General features: G+C 61.2%; 24 protein-coding genes. 10 read left to right on the forward strand and 14 right to left on the reverse strand.

Translation table 11 applies throughout. The features are described from left to right. Window position 1: 1 nt before the first annotated feature. Window positions 2-451: an Lrp/AsnC family transcriptional regulator gene (locus E9677_RS12055; RefSeq protein WP_136558355.1), complete on the reverse strand. Its 450-nt coding sequence runs from the start codon at window positions 449-451 to the stop codon at window positions 2-4. Between the two features lie 133 nt (window positions 452-584). After that, window positions 585-971, reverse strand: a complete 387-nt coding sequence (gene sufA / locus E9677_RS12060) for a Fe-S cluster assembly scaffold SufA (protein ID WP_136558356.1) — start codon at window positions 969-971, stop codon at window positions 585-587. A 445-nt stretch (window positions 972-1,416) separates the two neighbouring features. Here sufA and rutA point away from each other — a divergent pair, with 445 nt between their 5' ends. From rutA to E9677_RS12085, 5 genes are all read left to right on the forward strand, one after another. After that, window positions 1,417-2,508 carry a pyrimidine utilization protein A gene (rutA, locus tag E9677_RS12065; RefSeq protein WP_136558357.1) on the forward strand — a complete coding sequence of 364 codons (1,092 nt, stop codon included), beginning with the start codon at window positions 1,417-1,419 and terminating at the stop codon, window positions 2,506-2,508. Next, a complete protein-coding gene (gene rutB, locus E9677_RS12070; protein WP_136558358.1) occupies window positions 2,505-3,248 on the forward strand; it encodes a pyrimidine utilization protein B in 744 nt (247 codons plus the stop codon). Before rutA ends, rutB begins: the two co-directional genes overlap by 4 nt. 35 nt (window positions 3,249-3,283) lie before the next feature. Further along, complete coding sequence (gene rutC / locus E9677_RS12075) at window positions 3,284-3,673, forward strand: pyrimidine utilization protein C (RefSeq protein WP_076396123.1); 390 nt, start codon at window positions 3,284-3,286, stop codon at window positions 3,671-3,673. A gap of 178 nt (window positions 3,674-3,851) precedes the next feature. After that, complete coding sequence (gene rutD, locus E9677_RS12080; RefSeq protein ID WP_136558359.1) at window positions 3,852-4,637, forward strand: pyrimidine utilization protein D; 786 nt, start codon at window positions 3,852-3,854, stop codon at window positions 4,635-4,637. An 11-nt stretch (window positions 4,638-4,648) separates the two neighbouring features. Further along, window positions 4,649-5,176 carry a flavin reductase gene (locus E9677_RS12085; RefSeq protein WP_136558360.1) on the forward strand — a complete coding sequence of 176 codons (528 nt, stop codon included), beginning with the start codon at window positions 4,649-4,651 and terminating at the stop codon, window positions 5,174-5,176. A gap of 65 nt (window positions 5,177-5,241) precedes the next feature. Here E9677_RS12085 and E9677_RS12090 read toward each other — a convergent pair whose 3' ends face one another. The 6 genes from E9677_RS12090 to E9677_RS12115 all read right to left on the reverse strand — a co-directional run bounded on the left by E9677_RS12090 (window position 5,242) and on the right by E9677_RS12115 (window position 11,775). Continuing rightward, window positions 5,242-5,616 (reverse strand): SUF system Fe-S cluster assembly protein, encoded by a 375-nt coding sequence (locus tag E9677_RS12090; protein WP_136558361.1) that lies wholly within the window; start codon window positions 5,614-5,616, stop codon window positions 5,242-5,244. A 12-nt stretch (window positions 5,617-5,628) separates the two neighbouring features. After that, the gene (locus tag E9677_RS12095; protein ID WP_136558362.1) at window positions 5,629-6,873 is read right to left on the reverse strand and encodes a cysteine desulfurase; all 1,245 of its coding nucleotides are present in this window, start codon (window positions 6,871-6,873) and stop codon (window positions 5,629-5,631) included. Continuing rightward, window positions 6,866-8,143 (reverse strand): Fe-S cluster assembly protein SufD, encoded by a 1,278-nt coding sequence (gene sufD, locus E9677_RS12100; protein WP_136558363.1) that lies wholly within the window; start codon window positions 8,141-8,143, stop codon window positions 6,866-6,868. The genes E9677_RS12095 and sufD overlap by 8 nt, the downstream gene beginning before the upstream one ends. A gap of 30 nt (window positions 8,144-8,173) precedes the next feature. Beyond that, the gene (gene sufC, locus E9677_RS12105) at window positions 8,174-8,929 is read right to left on the reverse strand and encodes a Fe-S cluster assembly ATPase SufC (RefSeq protein WP_136558364.1); all 756 of its coding nucleotides are present in this window, start codon (window positions 8,927-8,929) and stop codon (window positions 8,174-8,176) included. 68 nt (window positions 8,930-8,997) lie between these two features. Further along, complete coding sequence (gene sufB, locus E9677_RS12110; protein WP_136558365.1) at window positions 8,998-10,467, reverse strand: Fe-S cluster assembly protein SufB; 1,470 nt, start codon at window positions 10,465-10,467, stop codon at window positions 8,998-9,000. A gap of 141 nt (window positions 10,468-10,608) precedes the next feature. Beyond that, window positions 10,609-11,775, reverse strand: a complete 1,167-nt coding sequence (locus E9677_RS12115) for a cysteine desulfurase family protein (protein ID WP_136558366.1) — start codon at window positions 11,773-11,775, stop codon at window positions 10,609-10,611. Between the two features lie 206 nt (window positions 11,776-11,981). Here E9677_RS12115 and E9677_RS12120 point away from each other — a divergent pair, with 206 nt between their 5' ends. Continuing rightward, entirely contained in the window at window positions 11,982-12,659 is a 678-nt protein-coding gene (locus E9677_RS12120) for an alpha/beta hydrolase (RefSeq protein ID WP_112247849.1), read from the forward strand. A 122-nt stretch (window positions 12,660-12,781) separates the two neighbouring features. Next, window positions 12,782-13,648, forward strand: coding sequence for a patatin-like phospholipase family protein (locus E9677_RS12125; RefSeq protein WP_136558367.1), 867 nt, complete (start codon window positions 12,782-12,784; stop codon window positions 13,646-13,648). Between the two features lie 3 nt (window positions 13,649-13,651). On the opposite strand, the gene E9677_RS12130 is transcribed toward E9677_RS12125, so the two are convergent. Beyond that, a complete protein-coding gene (locus tag E9677_RS12130) occupies window positions 13,652-14,788 on the reverse strand; it encodes an anhydro-N-acetylmuramic acid kinase (protein WP_136558368.1) in 1,137 nt (378 codons plus the stop codon). Window positions 14,789-14,926: 138 nt separating this feature from the next. Between E9677_RS12130 and tyrS the strand changes: the two genes are divergently transcribed. The 3 genes from tyrS (at window position 14,927) to trmFO (ending at window position 18,140) form a co-directional block, all read left to right on the forward strand. Next, window positions 14,927-16,183 (forward strand): tyrosine--tRNA ligase, encoded by a 1,257-nt coding sequence (gene tyrS / locus E9677_RS12135; protein WP_136558369.1) that lies wholly within the window; start codon window positions 14,927-14,929, stop codon window positions 16,181-16,183. Window positions 16,184-16,443: 260 nt separating this feature from the next. Next, window positions 16,444-16,587 carry a DUF1127 domain-containing protein gene (locus tag E9677_RS12140; RefSeq protein ID WP_136558370.1) on the forward strand — a complete coding sequence of 48 codons (144 nt, stop codon included), beginning with the start codon at window positions 16,444-16,446 and terminating at the stop codon, window positions 16,585-16,587. A 143-nt stretch (window positions 16,588-16,730) separates the two neighbouring features. Beyond that, window positions 16,731-18,140 (forward strand): methylenetetrahydrofolate--tRNA-(uracil(54)-C(5))-methyltransferase (FADH(2)-oxidizing) TrmFO, encoded by a 1,410-nt coding sequence (gene trmFO, locus E9677_RS12145; protein ID WP_136558371.1) that lies wholly within the window; start codon window positions 16,731-16,733, stop codon window positions 18,138-18,140. An 8-nt stretch (window positions 18,141-18,148) separates the two neighbouring features. Here the strand turns inward: trmFO and E9677_RS12150 are convergent, their stop codons facing one another. From E9677_RS12150 to yajC, 5 genes are all read right to left on the reverse strand, one after another. Then, window positions 18,149-18,598, reverse strand: coding sequence for a hypothetical protein (locus E9677_RS12150; RefSeq protein WP_136558372.1), 450 nt, complete (start codon window positions 18,596-18,598; stop codon window positions 18,149-18,151). A gap of 109 nt (window positions 18,599-18,707) precedes the next feature. Then, window positions 18,708-19,562 (reverse strand): phytoene/squalene synthase family protein, encoded by an 855-nt coding sequence (locus E9677_RS12155; protein WP_205910136.1) that lies wholly within the window; start codon window positions 19,560-19,562, stop codon window positions 18,708-18,710. A gap of 22 nt (window positions 19,563-19,584) precedes the next feature. Beyond that, complete coding sequence (locus tag E9677_RS12160) at window positions 19,585-19,983, reverse strand: Mth938-like domain-containing protein (protein ID WP_136558374.1); 399 nt, start codon at window positions 19,981-19,983, stop codon at window positions 19,585-19,587. 3 nt (window positions 19,984-19,986) lie between these two features. Continuing rightward, complete coding sequence (gene secDF / locus E9677_RS12165; protein ID WP_136558375.1) at window positions 19,987-22,539, reverse strand: protein translocase subunit SecDF; 2,553 nt, start codon at window positions 22,537-22,539, stop codon at window positions 19,987-19,989. Window positions 22,540-22,601: 62 nt separating this feature from the next. Continuing rightward, on the reverse strand, window positions 22,602-22,949 hold the full coding sequence (yajC, locus tag E9677_RS12170) for a preprotein translocase subunit YajC (RefSeq protein ID WP_136558376.1): 348 nt from the start codon (window positions 22,947-22,949) through the stop codon (window positions 22,602-22,604). Window positions 22,950-23,133 lie beyond the last annotated feature (184 nt).

The raw sequence follows: 23,133 nt of genomic DNA on the forward strand, positions 1-23,133 counted from the left end.
GTCACTCGGACCCGATGACGTAACTGCGTTCGCTCGTGGTCGACAGCGCAATCATGGTCTCACTGCGCGCGATCAATCGTTCGCCCTTGAGGTCGGCCAGGAAGGCCTCGATCCCGGTCAGATCGGCCGTTCGGATCTTCACCATGTAGGACCAGCTGCCGGTCACGTGGTGACATTCGAGCACAGCCGCATGGTTTTCCACGTAGTCCCGGAAAGCGGCCTGTTCGGTGTCCTGCGGAAGCGTCACGAGCATGAAGGCCGTGATCGGCAGTCCGATCGCTGCCGGATCCACTTCCAGGGTGAAGCGCCTGATAGCGCCAGATGCCACGAGACGTCTGATGCGTTCGTTGACGGCGGAGGGTGAAAGTCCTACGACGTCCCCAATGCTTGCGAGCGAACGGCGGGCATCTTCAGCAAGAAGATCGATGATTTTGCGGTCACTGGTATCCATGACCGCAGCTTATTTGCCACAATCCACACTTCGCAAGATATTTTTTCGATTTCCGACAAAAAACGTCAATCCGCCCCGTCGAAACGAAGCGGCGTCTGAGCGTATGATCAGATCAACAGTGCGCGCGGAGCCCTCAGGCGGTCGCGCGCTCGCGTTGCTGGGCGAGATCTGCCAGATCGGCGGCCTTCAATTCGACCGATTCGCCGCAGCCGCAGGCCGATGTCTGGTTCGGGTTGTGGAAGGTGAAGCCGGAACGCAATGTCGTCGTCTCGAAGCCCATTTCCGTGCCGAGCAGGTAGAGCACCGCCGCCGGGTCGATCCAGACATAGGCGCCATCCTTTTCGATCCGGTCATCTCTGGGATTGGGCTCCGTCACCATATCGATGGTGTATTCCATCCCGGCGCAGCCACCCTTCTTGATTCCCACCCGGATGCCCTTGGCTTCAGGACCCGAATTCTCGACGATCGCCCTGACGCGTGCGGCAGCCGCATCGCTCATGGTCATTACTTGAAAGCCCATCGGCACAGTCTCCAACAACAACCGGATTCAAGGTCCGGCGTTTCCATTTGCAATGTAATGGAGACGCCTCGCCCGTTCAATAGCTTAGGCTCCCTGCGACCAGATCGAACCGCTTCACACAAGCCATTCCGCTCCGGCTTTGATCAATCCGTGGGCAGGGCCACAACATTCTAAAACTTGCTTTTTATCAGAAGCTTGAGATGCGAATTCGGGGCCATGCAAACTCGATCGCGATCAAAATTCACGCAGCATCCAAAGCGTTCGGATGCAAACACGGGCAACGACCGCTGGTTTGACGCGAAATTTTGACCATTCGGTAAAATATTCAAAGACCACAAACCTAACCATCTGTTCTTCAGTGTTTTTTTGACTTGGCACGGTGATTGCTTCGCTCTGTTCGAAACAAAAACGGCGCCCAGCGCGCCTCCAGAAGCGGAGAACAGGAATGGAAATCGGCGTCTTCATCCCGATCGGCAACAATGGCTGGCTCTTGTCGGAGAATGCCCCGCAATACAAACCGACATTCGAACTCAACAAGGCGATCACGCTGAAGGCTGAGTCCTACGGGTTCGACTTCGCGCTCTCGATGATCAAGCTGCGCGGCTTCGGCGGAAAGACGGAGTTCTGGGATTACAACCTGGAGAGCTTCACTTTGATGGCGGGCCTTGCCGCCGTCACTTCGAAGATCAAGCTGTTCGGCACCGCCGCCACCCTCATCATGCCGCCGGCGATTATTGCGCGCATGGCAACCACGATCGATTCGATCTCGAACGGCCGCTTCGGCGTCAATCTGATTACCGGCTGGCAGCGCCCCGAATACAGCCAGATGGGTCTGTGGCCCGGTGACGACTATTTCTCCGACCGCTACGAATATCTCACCGAATACACGACCGTCTTGAAGGACCTGCTCACGACCGGCCAGTCGGATCTCAAGGGCAAGCATTTTCAGATGGATGATTGCCGGATGAAGCCGATCCCGGAAGGTGATGTAAAGCTGATCTGCGCCGGCTCCTCCAATTCCGGCATGGCCTTCTCGGCCCAGTTCGCCGACTACAGCTTCTGCTTCGGCGTCGGCGTCAACACGCCCAAGGCCTTCGCCCCGACCAATGAGCGGCTGCTGGCAGCGACCGAGAAGACTGGCCGGGATGTGCGCTCCTTCGTGCTGACAATGGTGATCGCCGAAGAGACGACGGAAGAAGCCTTCGCCAAGTGGGAACACTACAAGGCGGGTGCCGACGAGGAAGCCATCAAGTGGCTCGGCCTGCAGAGCGCCGTCGACACCAAGTCCGGCTCCGACACCAATGTCCGCCACATGGCGAACCCGGTGTCTGCGGTCAACATCAACATGGGCACGCTGATCGGCTCCTATGCCGAGGTCGCCGCCATGCTCGACGAGATGAGCGAAGTGCCTGGCACCGGCGGCGTCATGCTGACGTTCGACGACTTCCTCGAAGGCATCGAGAAGTTCGGCAAATACGTGCAGCCGCTGATGAAGAGCCGCGCCCATGTCAACCAGATGCTGGAGGCCGCAGAATGAGCGATGCCGTAGTAGCCGGCTATCAGCCGCGCCCGGAACTGACGAAAAGCGTCACGCTTCCGGCCCGCCCCGAGCCGATCACCCTGAAGCCGTCGGAAACGGCCGTCGTAGTCGTCGACATGCAGAATGCCTATTCGACCGAAGGCGGTTATGTCGATCTCGCAGGCTTCGACATTGCGGGCGCCAAGGGCACGATCTCAAACATCAAGAAGACGCTGGATGCTGCCCGAAAAGCCGGAGTGCTGGTCGTCTATTTCCAGAACGGCTGGGACCCTGATTATGTCGAGGCGGGTGGTCCCGGCTCGCCCAACTGGCACAAGTCGAATGCGCTGAAAACCATGCGCAAGCGGCCGGAATTGCAGGGCCAGCTGCTCGCCAAGGGCACCTGGGATTATGCCATCGTCGACGAACTCCAGCCGAAGCCGGGCGACATCCTGGTCTCGAAGAGCCGCTATTCCGGCTTCTTCAACACCAACATGGACTCGGTGCTGCGCGCCCGCGGCATCCGCAATCTCGTCTTTGTCGGCATCGCCACCAATGTCTGCGTTGAAAGCTCGCTGCGCGATGCCTTCCACCTCGAATATTTCGGCGTGATGCTCGAGGACGCGACCCATCACCTCGGCCCCGACTTCATCCAGCAGGCGACCGTCTACAATGTCGAAAAGTTTTTCGGCTGGGTTGCGACCGTCAACGACTTTTGCGGCGCGATCGGACAGGCAGCGCCTGCCGATGCCGCTTGAACCCATCACCATTCAATAAAACGGAGAGAGTGAGAATGCCCAAGACCATCGTCGTTCCCGAAGGCACATCCAAGCCGCTTGCCCCCTATTCGCCCGGCACGCTTGCCGACGGCATCCTCTATGTCTCGGGGACCCTTCCCTTCGACAAGGACAACAACGTCGTGCATGTCGGCGATGCGAGCGCCCAGACACGCCATGTGCTGGAGACGATCAAGTCCGTCATCGAGACCGCCGGCGGCACCATGCAAGACGTGACCATGAACCACATCTTCGTCACCGACTGGGCCAATTACCAGGCGGTGAACAAGGTCTATGCCGAATACTTCCCCAGCAACGAGCCGGCGCGCTACTGCGTGCAGTGCGGGCTGGTGAAGCCGGACGCGCTGGTCGAGATCGCGACGGTCGCGCATATCGGCAAGAAGTGATCGGGCTTTAAGCCCCTCATCCGGCTGCCGCCACCTTCTCCCCCGCAAGCGGGGAGAAGAGACCAGATCGAAATCGCCTGAATCACCGAACGTCTCCCTACGCAAAAGGGCGGCTATCCCCTCTCCCCGCTTGCGGGGAGAGGGTCAGGGTGAGGGGCAAGGACATGAGCACACACGCATGCATTACGACATCCACGGCCTCACCTCCCCCGATGCACCGACCATCCTGCTCTCGTCAGGCCTCGGCGGCTCTGGCGGCTATTGGGCACCGCAGATCCCTGCCCTCTCCCAGCGCTTCCGCGTCATCACCTATGACCATCGTGGCTGCGGCAAGACCGGTGGCGCGGTGCCCGAGGTCGGTGGCATCACCGCCATGGCCGACGACGTGCTCGAGATCGTCGAGGCGCTGAAGCTCAAGAAATTCCACTTTATGGGTCATGCGCTGGGCGGCCTGATCGGGCTGGATCTGGCGCTGCGCCGGCCGGAACTGATTGAGAGCCTGATCCTCATCAATGCCTGGAGCAAGGCCGATCCGCATTCCGGGCGCTGCTTCGACGTGCGCATCGCGCTCCTGGAAAACGCCGGTGTCGAGGCCTTCGTCAAGGCGCAGCCGCTGTTTCTTTACCCGGCTATCTACATGGCGGAAAATCCGGAGAAGATGGCGGTGGAAGAGGCCCATGCGCTCGCCCATTTCCAGGGGCGCGACAATATCCTGCGTCGGATTGCGGCACTGCGTGCCTTTGATGTCGACGACCGCCTCGGCGAGATCCAGACGCCGACGCTGGTGATTGCCACCCGCGACGACCTGCTCGTCCCTTATTCGCGGTCGTTGCGGCTCGCAGATGGCCTTTCGAACGCAAATCTCGTGCTCACCGTCGCCGGTGGACACGCCGTCAACGTCACCTATCCGCAAACATTCAACAGCGCGGTGATCGACTTCCTGTCGACCCTCGAACACGCTTGAAGGAATTGCCCATGCTGGCCACCAAGACCATCGTCGCCATTGCCTCTGCACCGGACAGCGTCTCGCCGGAGAAGAGTGCGGCCTATCGCAATGGCATGGCCCGCCTCGCCGCAGCCGTGACCATCGTCACCACGGATGGCCCTGCCGGACGTGCGGGCTTTGCAGCCACCGCCGTCACCAGCGTCTCCGACAATCCGCCGACGCTGCTCGTCTGCCTCAACAAGGGCAGTTCAGCCTATCCCGCCGTCAGCTCCAACGGCCTCGTTTCCGTCAACGTGCTCGCCATTGAGCATGAACCCGTCAGCCGACTCTTTGGCGGCAAAACGCCCGTCGACGAGCGTTTCGCTGCAGCCACCTGGGAGACAACAGAGACCGGAACGCCGCGCCTCGCAGACGCGCTTGTCTGCTTTGAGTGCCGGATCTCGGAAGTGCATGACGGTAGCACGCATGACGTGTTGTTCTGCGAGGTCCTTGATATCACCACCCGCGAAGACGGCCAGGCGCTCGTCTATTTCGACAGGGCCTATCGCACCGTCTGAACTGCTGCGCCTAAACGCAAAACGGCCCGCGCGAGGCGGGCCGTTTCGTCAATTGCCTAATTCTCTCAGTACCAGCCGACGGCAACCTGTGCCTCTTCTGACATGCGGTCCGGCGTCCATGGCGGATCGAAGCTCATCTCGACTTCGATGCCGGATACACCCTCAACCGAGCCAACGGCATTTTCCACCCAGCCCGGCATTTCGCCGGCGACCGGGCAACCGGGGGCCGTCAGGGTCATCACGATTTTAACCGTTCGGTCGTCCTCGATGTCGATCTTGTAGATCAGGCCGAGTTCGAAGATATCGGAGGGAATTTCCGGGTCATAGACCGTCTTCAGCGCTGCGACGATGTCATCGGACAGGCGGGCGACTTCTTCCGCCGGGATCGCTGTGTGGATGATGTTTTCGCGGACGTCTGGCTTGGTTTCGGTGTCACTCATGGTGTTCATTCCTCACGCGAAGAAGCTGCGGGCGTAATCCAGCGCGTCCGCCAGCGCATCGACTTCTTCCCTTGTGTTATAGAGACCGAACGACGCCCGGCAAGTGGAAGTCACGCCGAACCGGGCGAGCAGTGGCTGGGCGCAATGGGTTCCGGCGCGAACGGCAACGCCGCGACGGTCGATCATGGTGGAAACGTCATGGGCATGAATGCCGGCGAGCTCGAATGAGAAGATCGCTCCCTTGCCCGGTGCATTGCCGATGATCCTCAGCGAATTGATCGCCGAGAGACGCTCATGCGCATAGGCGCGCAGGCTTTCCTCATGGGCGGCAATCGCCGGACGCCCAAGGCTTTCCATATAGTCGAGCGCATAGCCCAAACCAATCGCCTGAACGATCGGCGGCGTGCCGGCCTCGAAACGATGCGGCGGTTCGTTATAGGTGACACGGTCTTCGGCGACCTCGATGATCATCTCACCACCGCCCATGAAGGGGTCCATGTCGCGAAGCCGGTCCATCTTGCCCCAGAGCACACCGATGCCCGAGGGACCGTAGAGCTTGTGGCCGGTCACGGCATACCAGTCGCAACCGAGATCCTGAACGTCAACTGGCATGTGCACAGCACCTTGGCTGCCATCCACCATCACGGCGATGCCTCGCTCATGCGCGATGCGGCAGACTTCCTTGATCGGCACGACCGTGCCAAGCGCGTTCGACATATGGGTGATGGCGATCAGCTTGGTGCGCTCGGTCAGGCAACCGACAAAGGCTTCCATGTCGAAGGCGCCGTCATCGGTGACCGGCGCCCAGACAAGCTTGGCGCCCTTGCGTTCCCGCAGGAAATGCCAGGGCACGATGTTGGAGTGGTGCTCCATGATCGAGAGCACGATCTCGTCGCCCTCGCCGATATGTTTCATGCCCCAGCCATAGGCGACCGTATTGATCGCCTCGGTCGAAGACTTGGTGAAGATCACCTCATCGATCGAGGGGGCATTCAGGAAGCGGCGTACCTTTTCGCGCGCCGCTTCATAGGCGTCCGTCGCGGCATTGGACAGGAAATGCAGGCCACGATGCACGTTCGCATATTCGTGGGCATAGGCATGCGAAACTGCGTCGATCACGCTTCGTGGCTTCTGCGAGGACGCCGCATTGTCGAGATAGACCAGCGGCTTGCCATAGACTTCGCGCGCCAGGATCGGGAAATCCCGCCTGACGGCTTCGACGTCATATCCTGTCTTTACCGCAATCGTGTCAGCCATGATGCTCCAGCCAGTCGGTGATGATCTCTTCCAGCGCTTCGACGAGCGGCTCGTTTTCGAGCTCCTCGACGATTTCGGCGACGAAGCCGTTGATCAGCAGCCCACGCGCCTTCTTCTCCGGAATGCCACGCGACATCAGGTAGTAAAGGTGGCTCTTGTGGATGTCGGCGACCGTCGCGCCATGAGCGCACTGGACGTCGTCGGCGAAGATTTCGAGCTCGGGCTTCACCGAGAATTCGCAATCATCGGACATCAGCAGCGTGTTGCAGGCCATGCGCGCATCGGTCTTCTGCGCATCCGGGGCAACCCGGATCATGCCCTGGAAGACGCCCTTGGCGCGGTCGAAAACCACATTGCGGATGATTTCCGTCGAGGTCGTGTTCGGGACGTCGTGGCCAAGCGTCATGGTGACGTCTGTGTGGGTGTCTCCGCCGAGCAGGTTGACGCCGCGCAGCATGAAGTCGCAGCCTTCGCCAACCGTCTTCACGTGAATTTCCTGGCGCACCAGCTTACCGCCGGCATTGACGATGAAGAGGCGGAACTTGGCGTTGGTGCCGAGCTCTGCGCGGATCTGGCCGAGATGGGTGTCAGCATCGCCCTCGCCCTGCAGGATGATCCAGGTGATTTCTGCGCCTTCACCGAGCTTCAGGTCGGCGACGACGGAGGCGAGTGCCGCCGAACCGCTCTGGCCGACATGGCGCTCGATCACGGTCGCCTTCGCGCCCTTGCCGAAAGTGGCGGGGAAACGAAGGTGCAACTGGCCGGCGGCATGCACCGACTGCAGTTCGATTGGGGCTTCGATCTCGGCATCCTCGGAAATGTCGAGCGTGAAACCGTCGCGCACGAAGGCGCCGTTCAGGCGGCCGATCGTGTCGTCGGCGTTAAAGGCAGTCAGGCCTTCTGCTGCGGCTCCATCGGTAAGCGCGTCGCGATAGAGCGAAATGCTCACTCCGTCCGGCAGCGCTGCCGGCCTCTGGGCCACGCCCTGCAGCACGTTGAGCACATGGGCGCCCGCCACCAGCGGGTTGACCGCTTTGGCAACCGCCTGCGGCTCTTCGGCCGGAAGCGCGCGAAGAAGCGCTTTCAGGTCCGTATAGTGAAAAGTCTCGACGCGGCGCGTCGGCAGCCCCTGGCGCTTCAGCGCGTCGAACAGGCCGTCGCGCTTCAGCAGCACGGCGCCGTCGCCGGGCAGAGTGCCGATCTGGTTGGTATAGGCGTCGATGAGCTGGGTCTCGGCTACGGTGAGCCGGTTGGCCGCTTGCAATGTCATCGGTGCAACTCCTTTAAAACTTGAAACCGCTTAGGCTGCCTGACCGGTGATGTCGGCATAACCGTTGGCTTCGAGTTCCAGCGCCAGGCTCTTGTCGCCCGACTTGATGATCTGGCCCTGGTAGAGGACGTGGACGCTATCCGGCACGATGTAGTCGAGCAGGCGCTGGTAGTGGGTGATGACGACGGTGGCGCGATCCGGACGCTTCAAGGCATTGACGCCATCAGCGACGATCTTCAGCGCATCGATGTCGAGGCCGGAATCGGTCTCATCGAGGATGCAGAGCTTCGGCTCGAGCAGCGCCATCTGCAGGATTTCGGCGCGCTTCTTTTCGCCGCCGGAAAATCCGACATTGAGCGGACGCTTCAGCATGTCGGGATTGATCTTCAACTCGCCTGCCGCTTCCTTGACGCGGCGGATGAAGTCCGGCGTCGTGAGCTCGGCTTCACCGCGCGCCTTGCGCTGCGAATTCATCGCGACCTTGAGGAACTGCATGGTGGCCACGCCCGGGATTTCAACCGGGTATTGGAAGGCGAGGAAGATGCCCTTGGCAGCGCGCTCGGCCGGGTCGAGCTCGAGAATGCTCTCGCCGTTGTAGAAGATGTCGCCTTCGGTCACTTCATAATCTTCGCGGCCCGAGAGGATGTAGGACAGCGTCGACTTGCCGGAGCCGTTCGGGCCCATGATGGCAGCCACTTCGCCGGCTTTTACGGTCAGGTTCAGGCCCTTGATGATTTCGGTGCCATCTTCGGCGATGCGGGCATGGAGATTGCGAATTTCAAGCATAGACAAATCCTTTCGGACGAATGGGTAACGCGCGAAGCGCAGAGAAATGAGTGAGCGGGTGGTCGACCTTAGCCGACCGAACCCTCGAGCGAGATGTTGATCAGCTTCTGCGCTTCAACCGCAAATTCCATCGGCAGCTGCTGGATGACGTCGCGGACGAAGCCGTTGACGATCAGAGCGATCGCCTCTTCTTCCGGGATGCCGCGCTGCATAGCGTAGAACTTCTGGTCCTCGGAGATCTTCGAGGTCGTCGCCTCGTGCTCCACCTTGGCCGTCGAGTTCTTCACCTCGATGTACGGCACGGTATGGGCGCCGCAGGTGTCACCGATCAGCAGCGAATCGCAATTGGTGAAGTTGCGGGCGTTTTCCGCCTTGCGATGCATCGAGACCTGGCCGCGATAGGTGTTCTGCGACACGCCGGCCGAGATGCCCTTGGAGATGATGCGGCTCTTGGTGTTCTTGCCGAGATGGATCATCTTGGTGCCGCTGTCGACCTGCTGGTGGCCGTTGGAGACGGCGATAGAGTAGAACTCGCCCTGGCTGTCGTCGCCGCGCAGAATGCAGGACGGGTACTTCCACGTGATGGCCGAGCCGGTCTCGACCTGGGTCCAGGAAATCTTCGAACGGTCGCCGCGGCAATCACCACGCTTGGTGACGAAGTTGTAGATGCCGCCCTTGCCGTCCTTGTCACCGGGATACCAGTTCTGGACGGTCGAATACTTGATCTCGGCATCATCCATGGCAACGAGTTCGACCACGGCTGCATGCAGCTGGTTTTCGTCGCGCTGCGGTGCCGTGCAGCCTTCGAGATAGGAGACGTAGGCGCCTTCCTCGGCAATAATCAGCGTGCGCTCGAACTGGCCGGTGTTCTTCTCGTTGATCCGGAAATAGGTCGACAGCTCCATCGGGCAGCGGACGCCCTTCGGGATGTAAACAAAGGAGCCGTCGGTGAAGACGGCGCAGTTCAGCGTCGCATAATAGTTGTCGGTAACCGGAACAACCGTCCCGAGATACTTCTTCACCAGATCGGGATATTCGCGGATCGCTTCCGAGATCGACATGAAAATCACGCCGGCCTTCAAAAGCTCGGCCTTGAAAGTCGTGACGACCGAGACCGAATCGAAGACGGCATCAACGGCGATCTTCGAGGTCTGAACGCCGGCCAGGATTTCCTGTTCGCGCAAGGGAATACCGAGCTTCTCGTAGACCTTCAACAGCTCCGGATCGACGTCGTCGATCGTCGTCGGGCCGGCGGTGCTCTTCGGCGCGGCATAGTAGTAGATATCGTTGAAGTCGATCTTGGGATAATTGACGCGTGCCCAGTTGGGCTCTTCCATCGTCAGCCAGCGCCTGTAGGCGTCGAGGCGCCATTCCAGCATCCATTCCGGCTCGTTCTTCTTTGCCGAAATGAAGCGGACGATATCCTCGGACAGACCCTTCGGGGCCTTATCGACTTCGATGGTGGTTTCAAAACCATACTTGTACTGATCCACATCGATCTGGCGAACCTGATCGATCGTTTCCTGCACAGCAGCCATGGTCGTTCTCCAATCTTGCCGGGCCAAACTCCGGCAGCTTGTTAACGTTGGGCGGTGACCCGCCATACTTAAGGTTCCCGAGCCATCATTTCACCCCTCTTGGCAAGGGAAAAAGGATGGTCGATGCGGTTTTTTCCCGCCTCAGGCGGCCTTGCCCGCCAGTTTTCGTCGCGCCGCGATCTTGGCAAAGGTCAAGACGAAGCGGTCGATATCCGCCTCCGTCGTGGACGGACCGATCGACAGGCGCAAGGCTCCGGTCGTGGCATCCTCACCCATGGCGGTCAGCACATGGCTCGCGCCGACCTTGCCCGACGAGCAGGCGGCACCGGCCGACAGTGCAATGCCTTCCAGATCAAAGGCGATCTGACCGGTTTCCGCCTTCAGCCCCGGCAGATGAAAGAAGCTGGTATTGCCGACCCGCTCGCTGCCCTCACCATAGAAGACAGTGTCCGAAGTCGCAGCACGCATTCCCGCCTCAGCGCGGTCACGCAAAGCGGCGATCACCGCGTTGCGCTCCATCAGATCCGACGCCATCATCCACGCTGCAGCGCCAAATCCTGATATCGCAGCTAGATTTTCCGTGCCGGCCCGATGGCCCTTTTCCTGGCCACCGCCACGCACCAGCGGTTCCGGCATCAGGGTTTCTCCCGTCGACACCAGCGCACCGACGCCCTTGGGGCCGCCGAGCTTGTGAGCCGAAAGGATCAGGAAGTCCGCGCCAAGTTCACCGATCGAGACCGGGATACGTCCCACTGCCTGCACAGCATCCACGACCAGAAGCCCGCCAAACTTCTTTACGATGGCCGAGACATCCCGGATCGGCTGTAAGATGCCGGTTTCATTGTTGACCAGCATGACAGCGACCAGAGCCAGGCCCTCAGCAACATCATGACCGGCCAGCGTCGCCGCGAGGGCATCGACATCGATCACGCCCGAGCGCAGGACTGGAATTTCGGTCACCCGATCAGCCGGAAAACGTCCACCAGCGCGAATGGCAGGATGCTCGATCGCAGAAACATACAGCCGGCCGATGGCCACACGGGACTTACCCATTCGGTAAACGGGCGAAAGCACATGGTTTGCTGCTTCGGTGGCGCTGGCCGTGAAGGTCAGATGCGCCGGCTCGGCACCAACAAGGGTCGCCACGTCGCGGCGCGCCTTTTCGATTATGGCGCGGGCCGCGCGCCCTTCGGCATGCACGGAAGACGGGTTGCCGGGCATGGCAAGCGCATCGAGCATGGCCTCGCGCGCCGCGCCCAGAAGGGGTGCGGTGGCGTTCCAGTCGAGATAGATGCGCTCTACAGCCATCCTGGCTTCGGACTCCCAATGCGTTCGGCGGCGCATTTTCCTTGAAATTTCCGCCGGGCTTGCCTTATGACACCTTCACCCCGGATGCGATGCCATCCAGTTTCGAACGGTTCTAAACTTCGTTCTAGAAAAGCTGACTGGCGTCGTCAAGTCAGCTTTCTAATTTGGTGTTGACGAACCGCAAAAATGTCAGGGACCGGAACCTAATGCCCGAAGTGATTTTCAACGGCCCCGCGGGTCGTCTCGAAGGCCGTTATCAACCCTCCAAGGAAAAGAGCGCACCGATCGCGATCATCCTTCATCCGCATCCGCAATTCGGCGGAACGATGAACAACCAGATCGTCTACCAGCTGTTCTACATGTTCCAGAAGCGCGGCTTCACAACGCTTCGCTTCAACTTCCGCGGCATCGGCCGCAGCCAGGGCGAGTTCGACCATGGTGCCGGCGAACTTTCGGACGCCGCGTCTGCCCTCGACTGGGTACAGAGCCTGCATCCGGATTCGAAGAGCTGCTGGGTCGCCGGCTACTCCTTCGGCTCCTGGATCGGCATGCAGCTTCTCATGCGTCGCCCAGAGATCGAAGGCTTCATGTCGATCGCGCCGCAGCCGAACATCTATGACTTCTCCTTCCTCGCCCCCTGCCCGTCGTCCGGCCTGATCATTAATGGCGACGGCGACAAGGTGGCACCGGAAAAGGATGTGCTTGGCCTCGTCGACAAGCTGAAGACGCAGAAGGGCATTCTGATCACCCACAAGACGGTGCCGGGTGCCAACCACTTCTTCAACGGCCAGGTGGAGACGCTGATGGCCGAATGCGAAGACTATCTCGACCGCCGCCTCGACGGCGAACTGGTCCCCGAACCGGCCGCCAAGCGGATCCGGTAAGTTCAAGGGCCTTAATCAGATGGCGCGGATGATCTCCGCGCCATATTCTTTTCAAGACGTGCGGGCTCAGAGAATTTGCCTGATGATGTATCGCATGCTGCGTTCATGGAGTGTTGCCGACCATGACCTCACCCCTCACATTTGACGCCGTAGGCCTCGCAGGCGGTGGGAACCGCTGCTATTGGCAGAGCGGTTTCCTCAAGGCCTACAGCGAACACCAACCGCTCAGACCCCGTTTCTATGTCTCCGTCTCGGCCGGCGCCTATCACGGCGCCATGCATCTTGCCGGTGTCGGCGATCGGGTGCGTGCCTCGGCCTTCGCCTTTGCCGAAAAGGGCCAGCGCGGTGTCGACTGGCGGGCGCTTCGACGCCGGGAATCGCCGCTGGTTGTCGGATCCCTCTTCCGTCAGCTGCTCGCCAGCGAATTCGGCGAGGCAGAACTTGCAGCCTTGAAGGCCGCACCGCCGATGCTGATCCAGCTCTCCGGCCTGCCCGACTGGATGCCGGGCGCGCTGGGGGCACTCGGCTCGATCGGCGCCTACCAGATCGAGAAGCTCCTGACCGACGGGACCCATTCCAGGGCCGGTGCCCGCATGGGGCTGCGGCCCACCTGGGTGTCGACTCATAATGTCGATTATCCGGCCGAACTCGTCGATGCGCTGATGGCGACCTCCTCGGTGCCACCGTTCATGCCGGTGGGACGAGTGCGGGGGCGGGCCTATCTCGACGGCGGCCTCGTCGACAATCCGCCGTTGACGAAGCTACGGGAAGTCGAGGACAAGGGCTGGCGAACACTACTGCTCTCCACCCGCTTCGGCCGCACGCCACCGGCCGCACCCAACCGCACCGTGGTCGGCCCGAGCGAAGACATCCCGGTCAGCAAGTTCGCCGTGGGCGACGCCGCCGGCATCCGGCATGCCTATGAGGTTGGATTACGGGACGGGTTGGCCTTTGCGCGGCAAGGGCTGGCTGCAGAACCGGTCAAGTAAGGTTCAAGCGCTCCGATCGCGTGGTGCTGTCGCGAGCATCCCGCCGCCTACCGGCTGCCGGACGCCCGTCGTGCCCGGAAAGGTCAATGGCAGCCCCCTCACCGAACGCACGGCGAGATACGCCCAGGCTTCCGCCTCCATGGCATCGCCGTCGAAGCCTGCCTGTTCGGCGGTCAGAACGGACGCGCCCTTTTCGCCGGCGAGACGTGCAAGATCCTCCATGATCGTCCGGTTCAACCGTCCGCCACCGCAGATGACGAAGATCTTCGGAAAAGTCGGCAAATGGCCTGATGATTTGAGGATCGCCGCAGCCGAAACATAGGCGAGCGTTCGGGCACCGTCCGACAGCTCCGCATCACGCGCTTCCGGCGGTCGAAAGTCGTTGCGGTCCAGGGAACGACGTTTCTCCGCGGTAAAGAAGGGATTGTCGAGATAGCGTTCGGCCAGCGAAATGATCACCTGCCCTTCCGAAGCGATACGGCCGCCGTCGTCATACGGAATCCCGGCATGCGCCTCGACCCATTGATCGATCAGCGTGTTGCCGGGCCCGCTGTCGAAGCCGATAATCGTGCCGTCCCGGTGGAGATAGGTGAGGTTCGATATACCGCCGATATTGACGAAGCAAACGGGCCAGTTCTTAGCCGCCAACTGATGCGCCAGCGCCAGATGATAGACCGGCACAAGCGGCGCGCCCTGCCCGCCATGCACCATGTCGTTGGCGCGCATGTCATGGACGACGTCAATGCCAGTTTCATTTGCCAACAGCGGCCCGTCGCCGAGCTGAACGGTCAGGGCCTGGTCCGGCCGATGCAGGACCGTCTGCCCGTGAAAGCCGATCACGTCGATGTCCTCCGGGCGAAGGCCTTCGCGTCGGAGAAACAAGTTCACGGCTTCTGCATGACGTAGAGTCAGGTCCCTCCCCGTACGGGATAGATCGCCCGGCCGTTCGTCACGTTGCTTGACTACCTTTGCTTCGTCCAGCGCCTGCTTCAGCCGGTCACGAAAGGCCGGCTCGTAGGTCACCGAGAGGAACCCGCCGCGTTCGACCACCGCCTCGCCATCGGTGCGCAGCAGCGCCACATCGATGCCGTCCATCGAGGTGCCGCTCATCAACCCGATCGCCGTCCTGATTTCCGCCATTTCCCACCCGATTCGGCTGCCGTTCACGCCGGACATTCATGACCGAGACGGGTGCACAATTCAAAAAACAATGCTAAAGCCCGCGCGGATTTCCAAGATTACCATCGAAAGACCAGAGAAACCGAAAGCAACAGCGTCATGACGAAGTTCAAGTCCGATTTCCTCCGCATCCTCTCCGAGCGCGGCTTCATTCATCAGATGTCCGATGAAACGGGGCTCGACGACCTGCTCGCCAAGGAAAGCGTGACGGCCTATATCGGTTATGATCCGACGGCATCTTCGCTCCATGTCGGCCATCTAATGCAGATCATGATGCTGCGCTGGTTCCAGGTCACCGGCCACCAGCCGGTTTCGCTGATGGGTGGTGGCACCGGTATGGTCGGCGACCCCTCCTTCAAGGAGGAAGCCCGCAAGCTGATGACGATCGAGACGATCGAGGAGAACATTGCCTCGATCAAGACCTGCTTTGCCAATTATCTCGACTACGGCCAGGGGCCGAAGGGCGGCGCCCTGATGGTCAACAATGCGGAATGGCTGCGTGGCCTCAACTACCTCGAATTCCTGCGTGACGTCGGCCGGCATTTCTCGGTCAACCGCATGCTGTCCTTCGACAGCGTCAAGACGCGGCTTGATCGCGAGCAGTCGTTGTCCTTCCTGGAATTTAACTACATGATCCTCCAGGCCTATGACTTCGTCGAGCTGAACCAGCGTTATGACTGCCGCCTGCAGATGGGTGGTTCCGACCAGTGGGGCAACATCATCAACGGTATCGATCTCGGCCACCGCATGGGCACGCCGCAGCTCTATGCGCTGACCGCACCGCTGCTCACCACGTCCTCGGGCGCCAAGATGGGCAAGTCGGCCTCGGGTGCCGTCTGGCTGAACGCCGACCTGCTGCCGGTCTATGACTTCTGGCAGTACTGGCGCAACACCGAGGATGCCGATGTCGTGCGCTTCCTCAAGCTCTTCACCATCCTGCCGATGGACGAGATCGCACGCCTTGCAGCGCTCGGCGGCTCGGAGATCAACGAAGCGAAGAAGATCCTTGCTACCGAAGTGACGACGCTGCTGCATGGCCGGGACGCGGCTGAACAGGCTGCCGAAACCGCGCGCAAGACTTTCGAGGAAGGAGCGCTCGCCGACACGCTGCCGACCGTGGAGGTCGCTGCCAGCGAACTCGAGGCCGGCATCGGCCTGCTCGGACTGATCGTCAAGGCCGGTCTCGCCGCCTCAAACGGCGAAGCCCGTCGTCACGTCCAGGGTGGCGCGGTGAAGATCAACGATGCCGGCGTCTCCGACGAGCGCATGTCTGTCGGCACGGCAGAGGTCACGGCAGATGGCGTGATCAAGCTTTCACTGGGCAAGAAGAAGCACATTCTCGTCAAGCCTGTCTGATCCCCAGAAGCGCAGATGGGAATCACTCGAAAAGCCCGCTTTTGCGGGCTTTTCTGCGTTCGTAAACAGGCATTAACGCCTGGCGCGTTTTTGACCAGCGCATCGGCACTGCTGCTTAACACGGCAACCCCATGCACAAACGCATAGCAGTCGCACATTATTTGCACTGCACAATCTTGTTTTACAGGCGTATAAGAGCACCAACAGCTGATGCGGGAAAGACCGCAAGATCAGCCAGGATCTACCCCGAGGAAACGACCATGAACCCGATCCGCATTGCCAAGAACTGGATGAGCTACCGCCGCACGATGAACGAACTGGGCAACCTTTCTTCCCAGACCCTGAACGACATCGGCGTCACCCGCTACGAAATCCGCAACATCGCTGCACGCTCGTTCCGTTAATCGGATCCTGCGTACAGCAGCCTGTTAAACGGCACCGCATGGTGCCGTTTTTGATTCGTGCATCGGGAATGTGATCGCCGCCCGTGACCAGCCGCTCCGCAGCCGATGGACCTTGCGCCACCAGCCGTGATATGGAGCCGCCCATGACGAACAGTACCCTTCCCCCCATTCACATCATCGGCGGCGGCCTTGCAGGCTCGGAGGCAGCTTGGCAGGCGGCAGAGGCCGGAGTCCCGGTCATCCTGCACGAAATGCGCGGTGTGCGTGGCACGGATGCGCACAAGACCGACGGCCTTGCCGAACTGGTCTGCTCCAATTCCTTCCGCTCGGACGACGCCACTGCAAATGCCGTCGGCGTCATCCATGCCGAGATGCGGCTTGCAGGCTCGCTGATCATGGCCTGCGCCGACAAGCACCAGGTGCCCGCCGGTGGTGCGCTTGCGGTCGACCGCGACGGCTTTTCCGAGGCCGTGACGGCCGCAATCCACCAGCATCCCCTGATCACCGTTGAGCGCGAGGAAGTGACCGGCCTTCCGCCCGAAGACTGGGATCTCGCTGTTATCGCAACCGGGCCGCTGACTTCGCCGGCGCTTGCCGAAGCCATCCGCGAAAAGACCGGCAAGGATGCGCTCGCTTTCTTCGATGCCATCGCGCCGATCGTGCATACTGACAGCATCAATATGGACATCTGCTGGTTCCAGTCGCGCTACGACAAGGTCGGTCCCGGCGGTACGGGCAAGGACTACATCAACTGCCCGCTCGACGAGACGCAGTACAATGCCTTCATCGACGCCCTGATCGAAGGCGATGCCGTCGGCTTCAAGGAATGGGAAGGCACGCCCTATTTCGATGGCTGCCTGCCGATTGAGGTCATGGCCGAGCGCGGCCGCGAGACACTGCGCCACGGGCCGATGAAGCCGATGGGCCTGACCAATGCCCATAACCCCACCGTCAAGGCTTACGCCGTCGTGCAGCTGCGCCAGGACAATGCGCTCGGCACACTCTACAACATGGTCGGCTTCCAGACGAAGTTGAAGTATGGAGCCCAGGCTGAGATCTTCCGGATGATCCCGGGGCTTGAGAACGCGGAATTCGCCCGCCTCGGCGGCCTGCACCGCAACACCTATATCCACTCTCCGACCTTGCTTGACCAAAGCCTGCAGCTGAAGGCCCGCCCTGGCCTTCGCTTTGCCGGCCAGATCACCGGCTGCGAGGGTTATGTCGAAAGCGCCTCGATCGGGCTTCTCGCGGGTCGATTCGCAGCAGCCCAGCGCAAGGGCGAGACGATCAGCGTTCCGCCAGCCACGACCGCGCTCGGCTCTTTGCTGAACCACATCACCGGCGGCCATATCGTCTCGGACGAAGAGCCGGGCAAGCGCTCGTTCCAGCCGATGAACATCAATTTCGGGCTTTTCCCGGAGCTAGAACCGGGCTCGATCGTCAAGCCGGAGGGCGTCAAGCGCTTCCGCGGCAAGGACAAGACGATCATGAAACGTCAGCTGGTGGCGGCACGCGCGCTGGCCGACTGCAAGGCCTGGCTGGGCGCTGTCTGACGGCAGCGTCAGCCGCTGGCGCCGGACACCGTTTCCGGCGCCAGGTCGGCATGGCCGACATAATTTCCGAGCAGCCACAACGAGACTTCAGCGGCGATGCCCGCATTCACGAAAGTGAACTCGCCGTTGTGGAAGGGCGCGTCGAGGAACTCAACCGCAAAGCCTCTGCCGCTGGGCAGGGGTCGGACGCGCACGGTACCGGGTTCGATCAAATGGCAGGCAAAGTGGTTGCGCATGCTGCGCATGAAGCCCGCCTTGTTGTCGTGCAGGCGCACGAAGACGCCCTTGCCGTCCGCCGTGGCATGCAGGCTGCGGATCGCCTCCTGCGGAAAGGCGCGGCCGAATTCGAGGATGGCGAGGCCGGCGTCCTGAAATCCATCGTCCTCCTGCCGCACCATGCGCGAGGAGAAATAGGCAAGTGCCAGGATGAGCGCAAAGACGATACCCCAAGTCACCATGATCCGCTCTCGCCTCCTTCGACACATACTCTATCGCAAAGGCAGCTAACAGACGAGCCTTGCGTGAGCGTGGCGTCGCCACGGCTCGGACATCTTCGCATCGAAAACGTCAAGGTTTCCCGGTGAGCAGCAGCCGCATCATGGCGAGCTGACGCCGCCATTGTGGCGGGCGGATATCCGCAGTCAGACACGCTGCCCCTGTCTTTGCGGCTCGTTTCAGAACCGGCTCGGCCAGGGTGACAGGGAGAAATGCCGGCAGCAGGCCTTTCGGCAGTTGCCCGGCGGCACGCGCCTTGCGCAGGTGATCGAGGCCGAAACCGGCGAAGGCCTGGATGGCGGCGTTCAGTCGGTCGTCGTTCCCCGCAGCCAGAAAGGTCTCGCAATCGAGACCGGCGGAAGCGAGGATCTGCGTCGGCATATAAACTTGCCCCCGAGCCCTGTGGATCGGCATCAACAGAATGGCACCGGCGACCGCGAGTGCTACACCGGCATGCCCAACGACGTCCGCCGCCCGTTCGGCGGCTTCCGCATCCAGCACGAGGCAGGCGAGCTGGATCAGCGCCGCGGCCGTCTCACCGGCATAACCTTCGAACATGCCGGTGGTTTCCATCGGATCGTCATAGAGGTCAAAGATCCGGGCGTCCGCCATCGCGACCAGCGGTGCGATCGGCAGGCGCCAGGCCTGAACAGCACGCAGCAATTCCGCGGCGACAGGATTGGCCGCCGTCTCGCCGTGGGCGGCACCTTCCAGCAGATCACGCCAGTATTGCAGGCGCACTTCACCGGGCAAGGGCTCGCGGACCAGATCGCGCACACGCGCGAGTTCGGCATTGTATGCGTAGAGCGCCACGATCGCCGCGCGCCGGTCGGCGGGAGTCAGCAGAGCCGCTAGATAGCGGTCCCGGTCCGTCTCACGCAACGCCTGAAGGCAAAGCGCCTCATTGGCCGACGGGCTCTCGCTCACGATGTACCTTTCCGGGGGCGGGTCAGACCGCGATGAGCGCGGCTGCGACCGGGCGCTGCTCGGCCAGCATGATATTATACGTGCGGATGGCGGCGCCGGTTCCCATCGGGTCGGTGGCGATGCCCTTTGCCTTCAGCGCTGCCCGAAGATCCGGATCGACGAGACGCATCTGGCGGCCGGTTCCGAGAATCAGAAATTCGATCCCGGTTTCGGCAAATGCGCGTGACAGCGAGGCCTCGGTCAGCGGGTCGTCTTCCGTCTGCTCCCAGCCATAGACACCGGACGGAAGCAAAAGAAGCGAACCGCGATGTGACATGTCGGCGAAGCGAAAGCCGCCATTGCCATAGGAATCAATGCCGGGCCGACCGGGAAAATGGGCATCACGGATGGTGATGCCCTTGTCTCCGAAGCCGAACACCATCGGTCAGGCCCCGGCCTTGGCCGGTACCTTTTCGACTTCCGTCTCGTCCCGCTGGAAGTTTTCCGGACGCAGCTTGAAGGCGATCAGGATCGGGCCGGCGATGTAGATCGACGAGAAGGTGCCGATCAGGACGCCTGCGAGCATGGCGAAGGTGAACGAGGCGATGACCTCGCCGCCGAAGAGATAGAGAGCGCCAAGGGCAAGGATCGTACTTCCCGCCGTCAGCACCGTGCGCGATAGCGTCTGATTGATCGATTCGTCGATCAAGACTTCCAGCGGCATCTTCTTGTAGCGTCTGAGGTTTTCGCGCATCCGGTCATACACGACGACCGTGTCGTTCAACGAGTAACCGATGATCGTCAGGATCGCCGCGATACTGGTGAGGTTGAATTCGATGCCCGTCACGACGAAGAGGCCGATCGTGAACACGACGTCGTGCAAGGTCGCGATGATCGCACCCAAGGCAAATTGCCACTCAAATCGGAACCAGATGTAGATCAGGATGCCGAAAAGCGCTGCCGCCACACCGATCGTTGCCGAATAGGTGAGATCGCTCGACACGGACGGGCCCACCACCTCGACGCGGCGGAAGTCGTATTCGGCTTCCAGCTCGCCGCGGACCTTGGTCAGGGCCGATTGCTCGGCATTCTCGCCACCGTCCTGCGCCTGCAGGCGAATGAGCGCGCTTGCGTCATCACCGAAGCCCTGCGCCTGGACTTCTCCGAGGTTCAACTGGCTGAGGCGATCGCGGATATCGGAGAGATCAGCCGTTCCGTCGCGCGCCTGGACCTCGATGATCGAACCACCCTTGAAGTCGATGCCGAGATTCATGCCGACCGTCGCGAAGCCGACGAGCGACGCCACGGAAATCACCATGGCCAATCCAAAGTTGAACTTGCGCGCCGCCATGAAGCGGATGTTGCGATTGTCGAAGAAGCCGGTGCGCACGCTTTTGGGCATGTGCTTGGGGCGCTTCCAGCGATACCAGAAGGCCATCAGCCAGAAAGTCAGCGTGAAGGCCGTGAAGACGGTGGTGACGATACCGATCGACAACGTCACGGCAAAACCACGGACAGGTCCGGAGCCGAGGAAGAACAGGACAACGGCTGCAATCAGCGTCGTCAGGTTGGCATCGACGATAGTCGCGAAGGCTTTCTTGAAGCCGACATCGATCGCCTGGACCAAAGGTCTGCCATTGCGCGCTTCCTCACGGATACGCTCATAGATCAGAACGTTGGAGTCGACCGCCATGCCCATGGTGAGCACGATACCGGCGATACCGGGCAGCGTCAGCGTGGAGCCGATCAGCGACAGTGCCGCGAGGATCATAGCGATGTTGGCCGCCAGCGCGATGTTCGCCAGGATGCCGAAAGTGCCATAGAAGGCGAGCATGAAGAAGACGACCGCGACGCCGCCGATGATGCTGGCGGTCACGCCGGCATTGATCGAATCCTGTCCGAGGCCAGGACCGACGGTGCGTTCCTCGACGACGGTCAATGTCGCCGGCAGGGCACCGGCGCGGAGAAGGACTGCAAGGTCGTTTGCGCCTTCGACGGAGAAGTTGCCGGAAATCTGGCCCGAGCCGCCGATGATCGGCTCCCGGATGACGGGCGCCGAAATGACCTGCTGGTCGAGAACGATGGCAAACGGACGACCCACATTTTCCTGAGTGGCCTGCGCAAAGCGCTGGGCGCCACGGCTGTCGAAGCGGAAGCTGACGACAGGTTCGTTGGTGCGCTGGTCGAATGAGGCCTGCGCATCGACGAGATTTTCGCCGGAAATCAGCGCGCGACGCTCGATCAGGTAAGGAATAACCGGATCATCCGTCGAATACAGCACTTCCGACTGCGGCGGCGGGCGATTGTTGATCGCCTCCGTTGCCGGCATGCTGGTATCCACCATGTGGAAGGAAAGCTTCGCAGTCTGGTTGAGAAGCGCCTTCAGGCGCTGCGGATCGGTCAGACCCGGCACCTGTACGATGATGCGGTCATCGCCCTGACGCTGGATCAACGGCTCGGTGGTACCGAGTTCGTCGACGCGGCGGCGAACCACTTCCATCGATTGCGTCAGCGCGGACGAAACACGGTAATCGATGCCCTCGTCGGTCAGCGAAAGCCGCAGCAGCCCATCTTCGGCCTGTTCGACGGCAACTTCGTTCACCGTGCCGCCGGTCAGGCCACCGACGCTGACGGGATCGGTCAGGGTGCGCAGCGCTTCGATGGCGGCGGGGATCTTGTCGGCGTCCGTGATGCGCACCTGGATCTGCTGGCCGACGCCGGAAAGGCCCGTGTAGCGGATACCGGCATCGCGCAGTTGCGAGCGCACGTCACCGACGATCGTCTCAAGGCGTTCCTTGACGATATCCTGGCGCTCCAGCTTCAGCATGATATGCGAGCCGCCCTGGAGGTCGAGGCCCAGCGTTATCTTGTGGGTGGGGAACCAGGAGGGAAATGCTTCCAGTTCCTCGTCCGTGAAGGCATTGGGCAGGGCAACCAGGACGCCGAGCGCGACGACCGACCAGATGAACAATGTCTTCCAGCGAGAAATGTAAAGCATGGAACTCTCGGATTAAGGCAACGGAAAATGACAAAGGCCGGCACGAGGCCGGCCCTGCAGGATCAGGCGGCGGTCTCGGCCTTGACCGGCTCACCCTTGACGCGGACTTCCGCCACGTACTGGCGCATGGCACGAACCTTCACGCCTTCGGCGATTTCGACTTCGAGCTCCTTGTCGTCGATGACCTTGGTCACCTTGGCGACGATACCGCCACCCATGATGACCTGGTCGCCGCGACGAATCGAAGACAGGGTTTCTTCACGCTTCTTCATCTGCGTGCGCTGCGGGCGGATAAGGAAGAAATACCAGACCACCATCAGAGGTGCGAAGAGCAGCAGCATCTCAAATCCGGAACCCATGGCGCTCGAAGCAGCGCCGCCGTCCTGGGCAAAGGCCTGTGTGATAATCATGTAAAACTCCCATTGAATCCAAGTGGAGGAGCCACACGGCCCCCTCGTCAGGTGGCCGGAATATAGTGAGAGACCCCATGAATGCAACAGAAACAGCACCGCAGCGTACCATTTTCCAGCCCCCCACCCTTTCTGCCCGCAATTCTGCGTGATACCGCCCGGCAACAGGCTCGAACAGCCGCAG

Source organism: Peteryoungia rhizophila (genome assembly GCF_004912145.1).
In the GTDB taxonomy this organism is placed as follows: domain Bacteria; phylum Pseudomonadota; class Alphaproteobacteria; order Rhizobiales; family Rhizobiaceae; genus Allorhizobium; species Allorhizobium rhizophilum.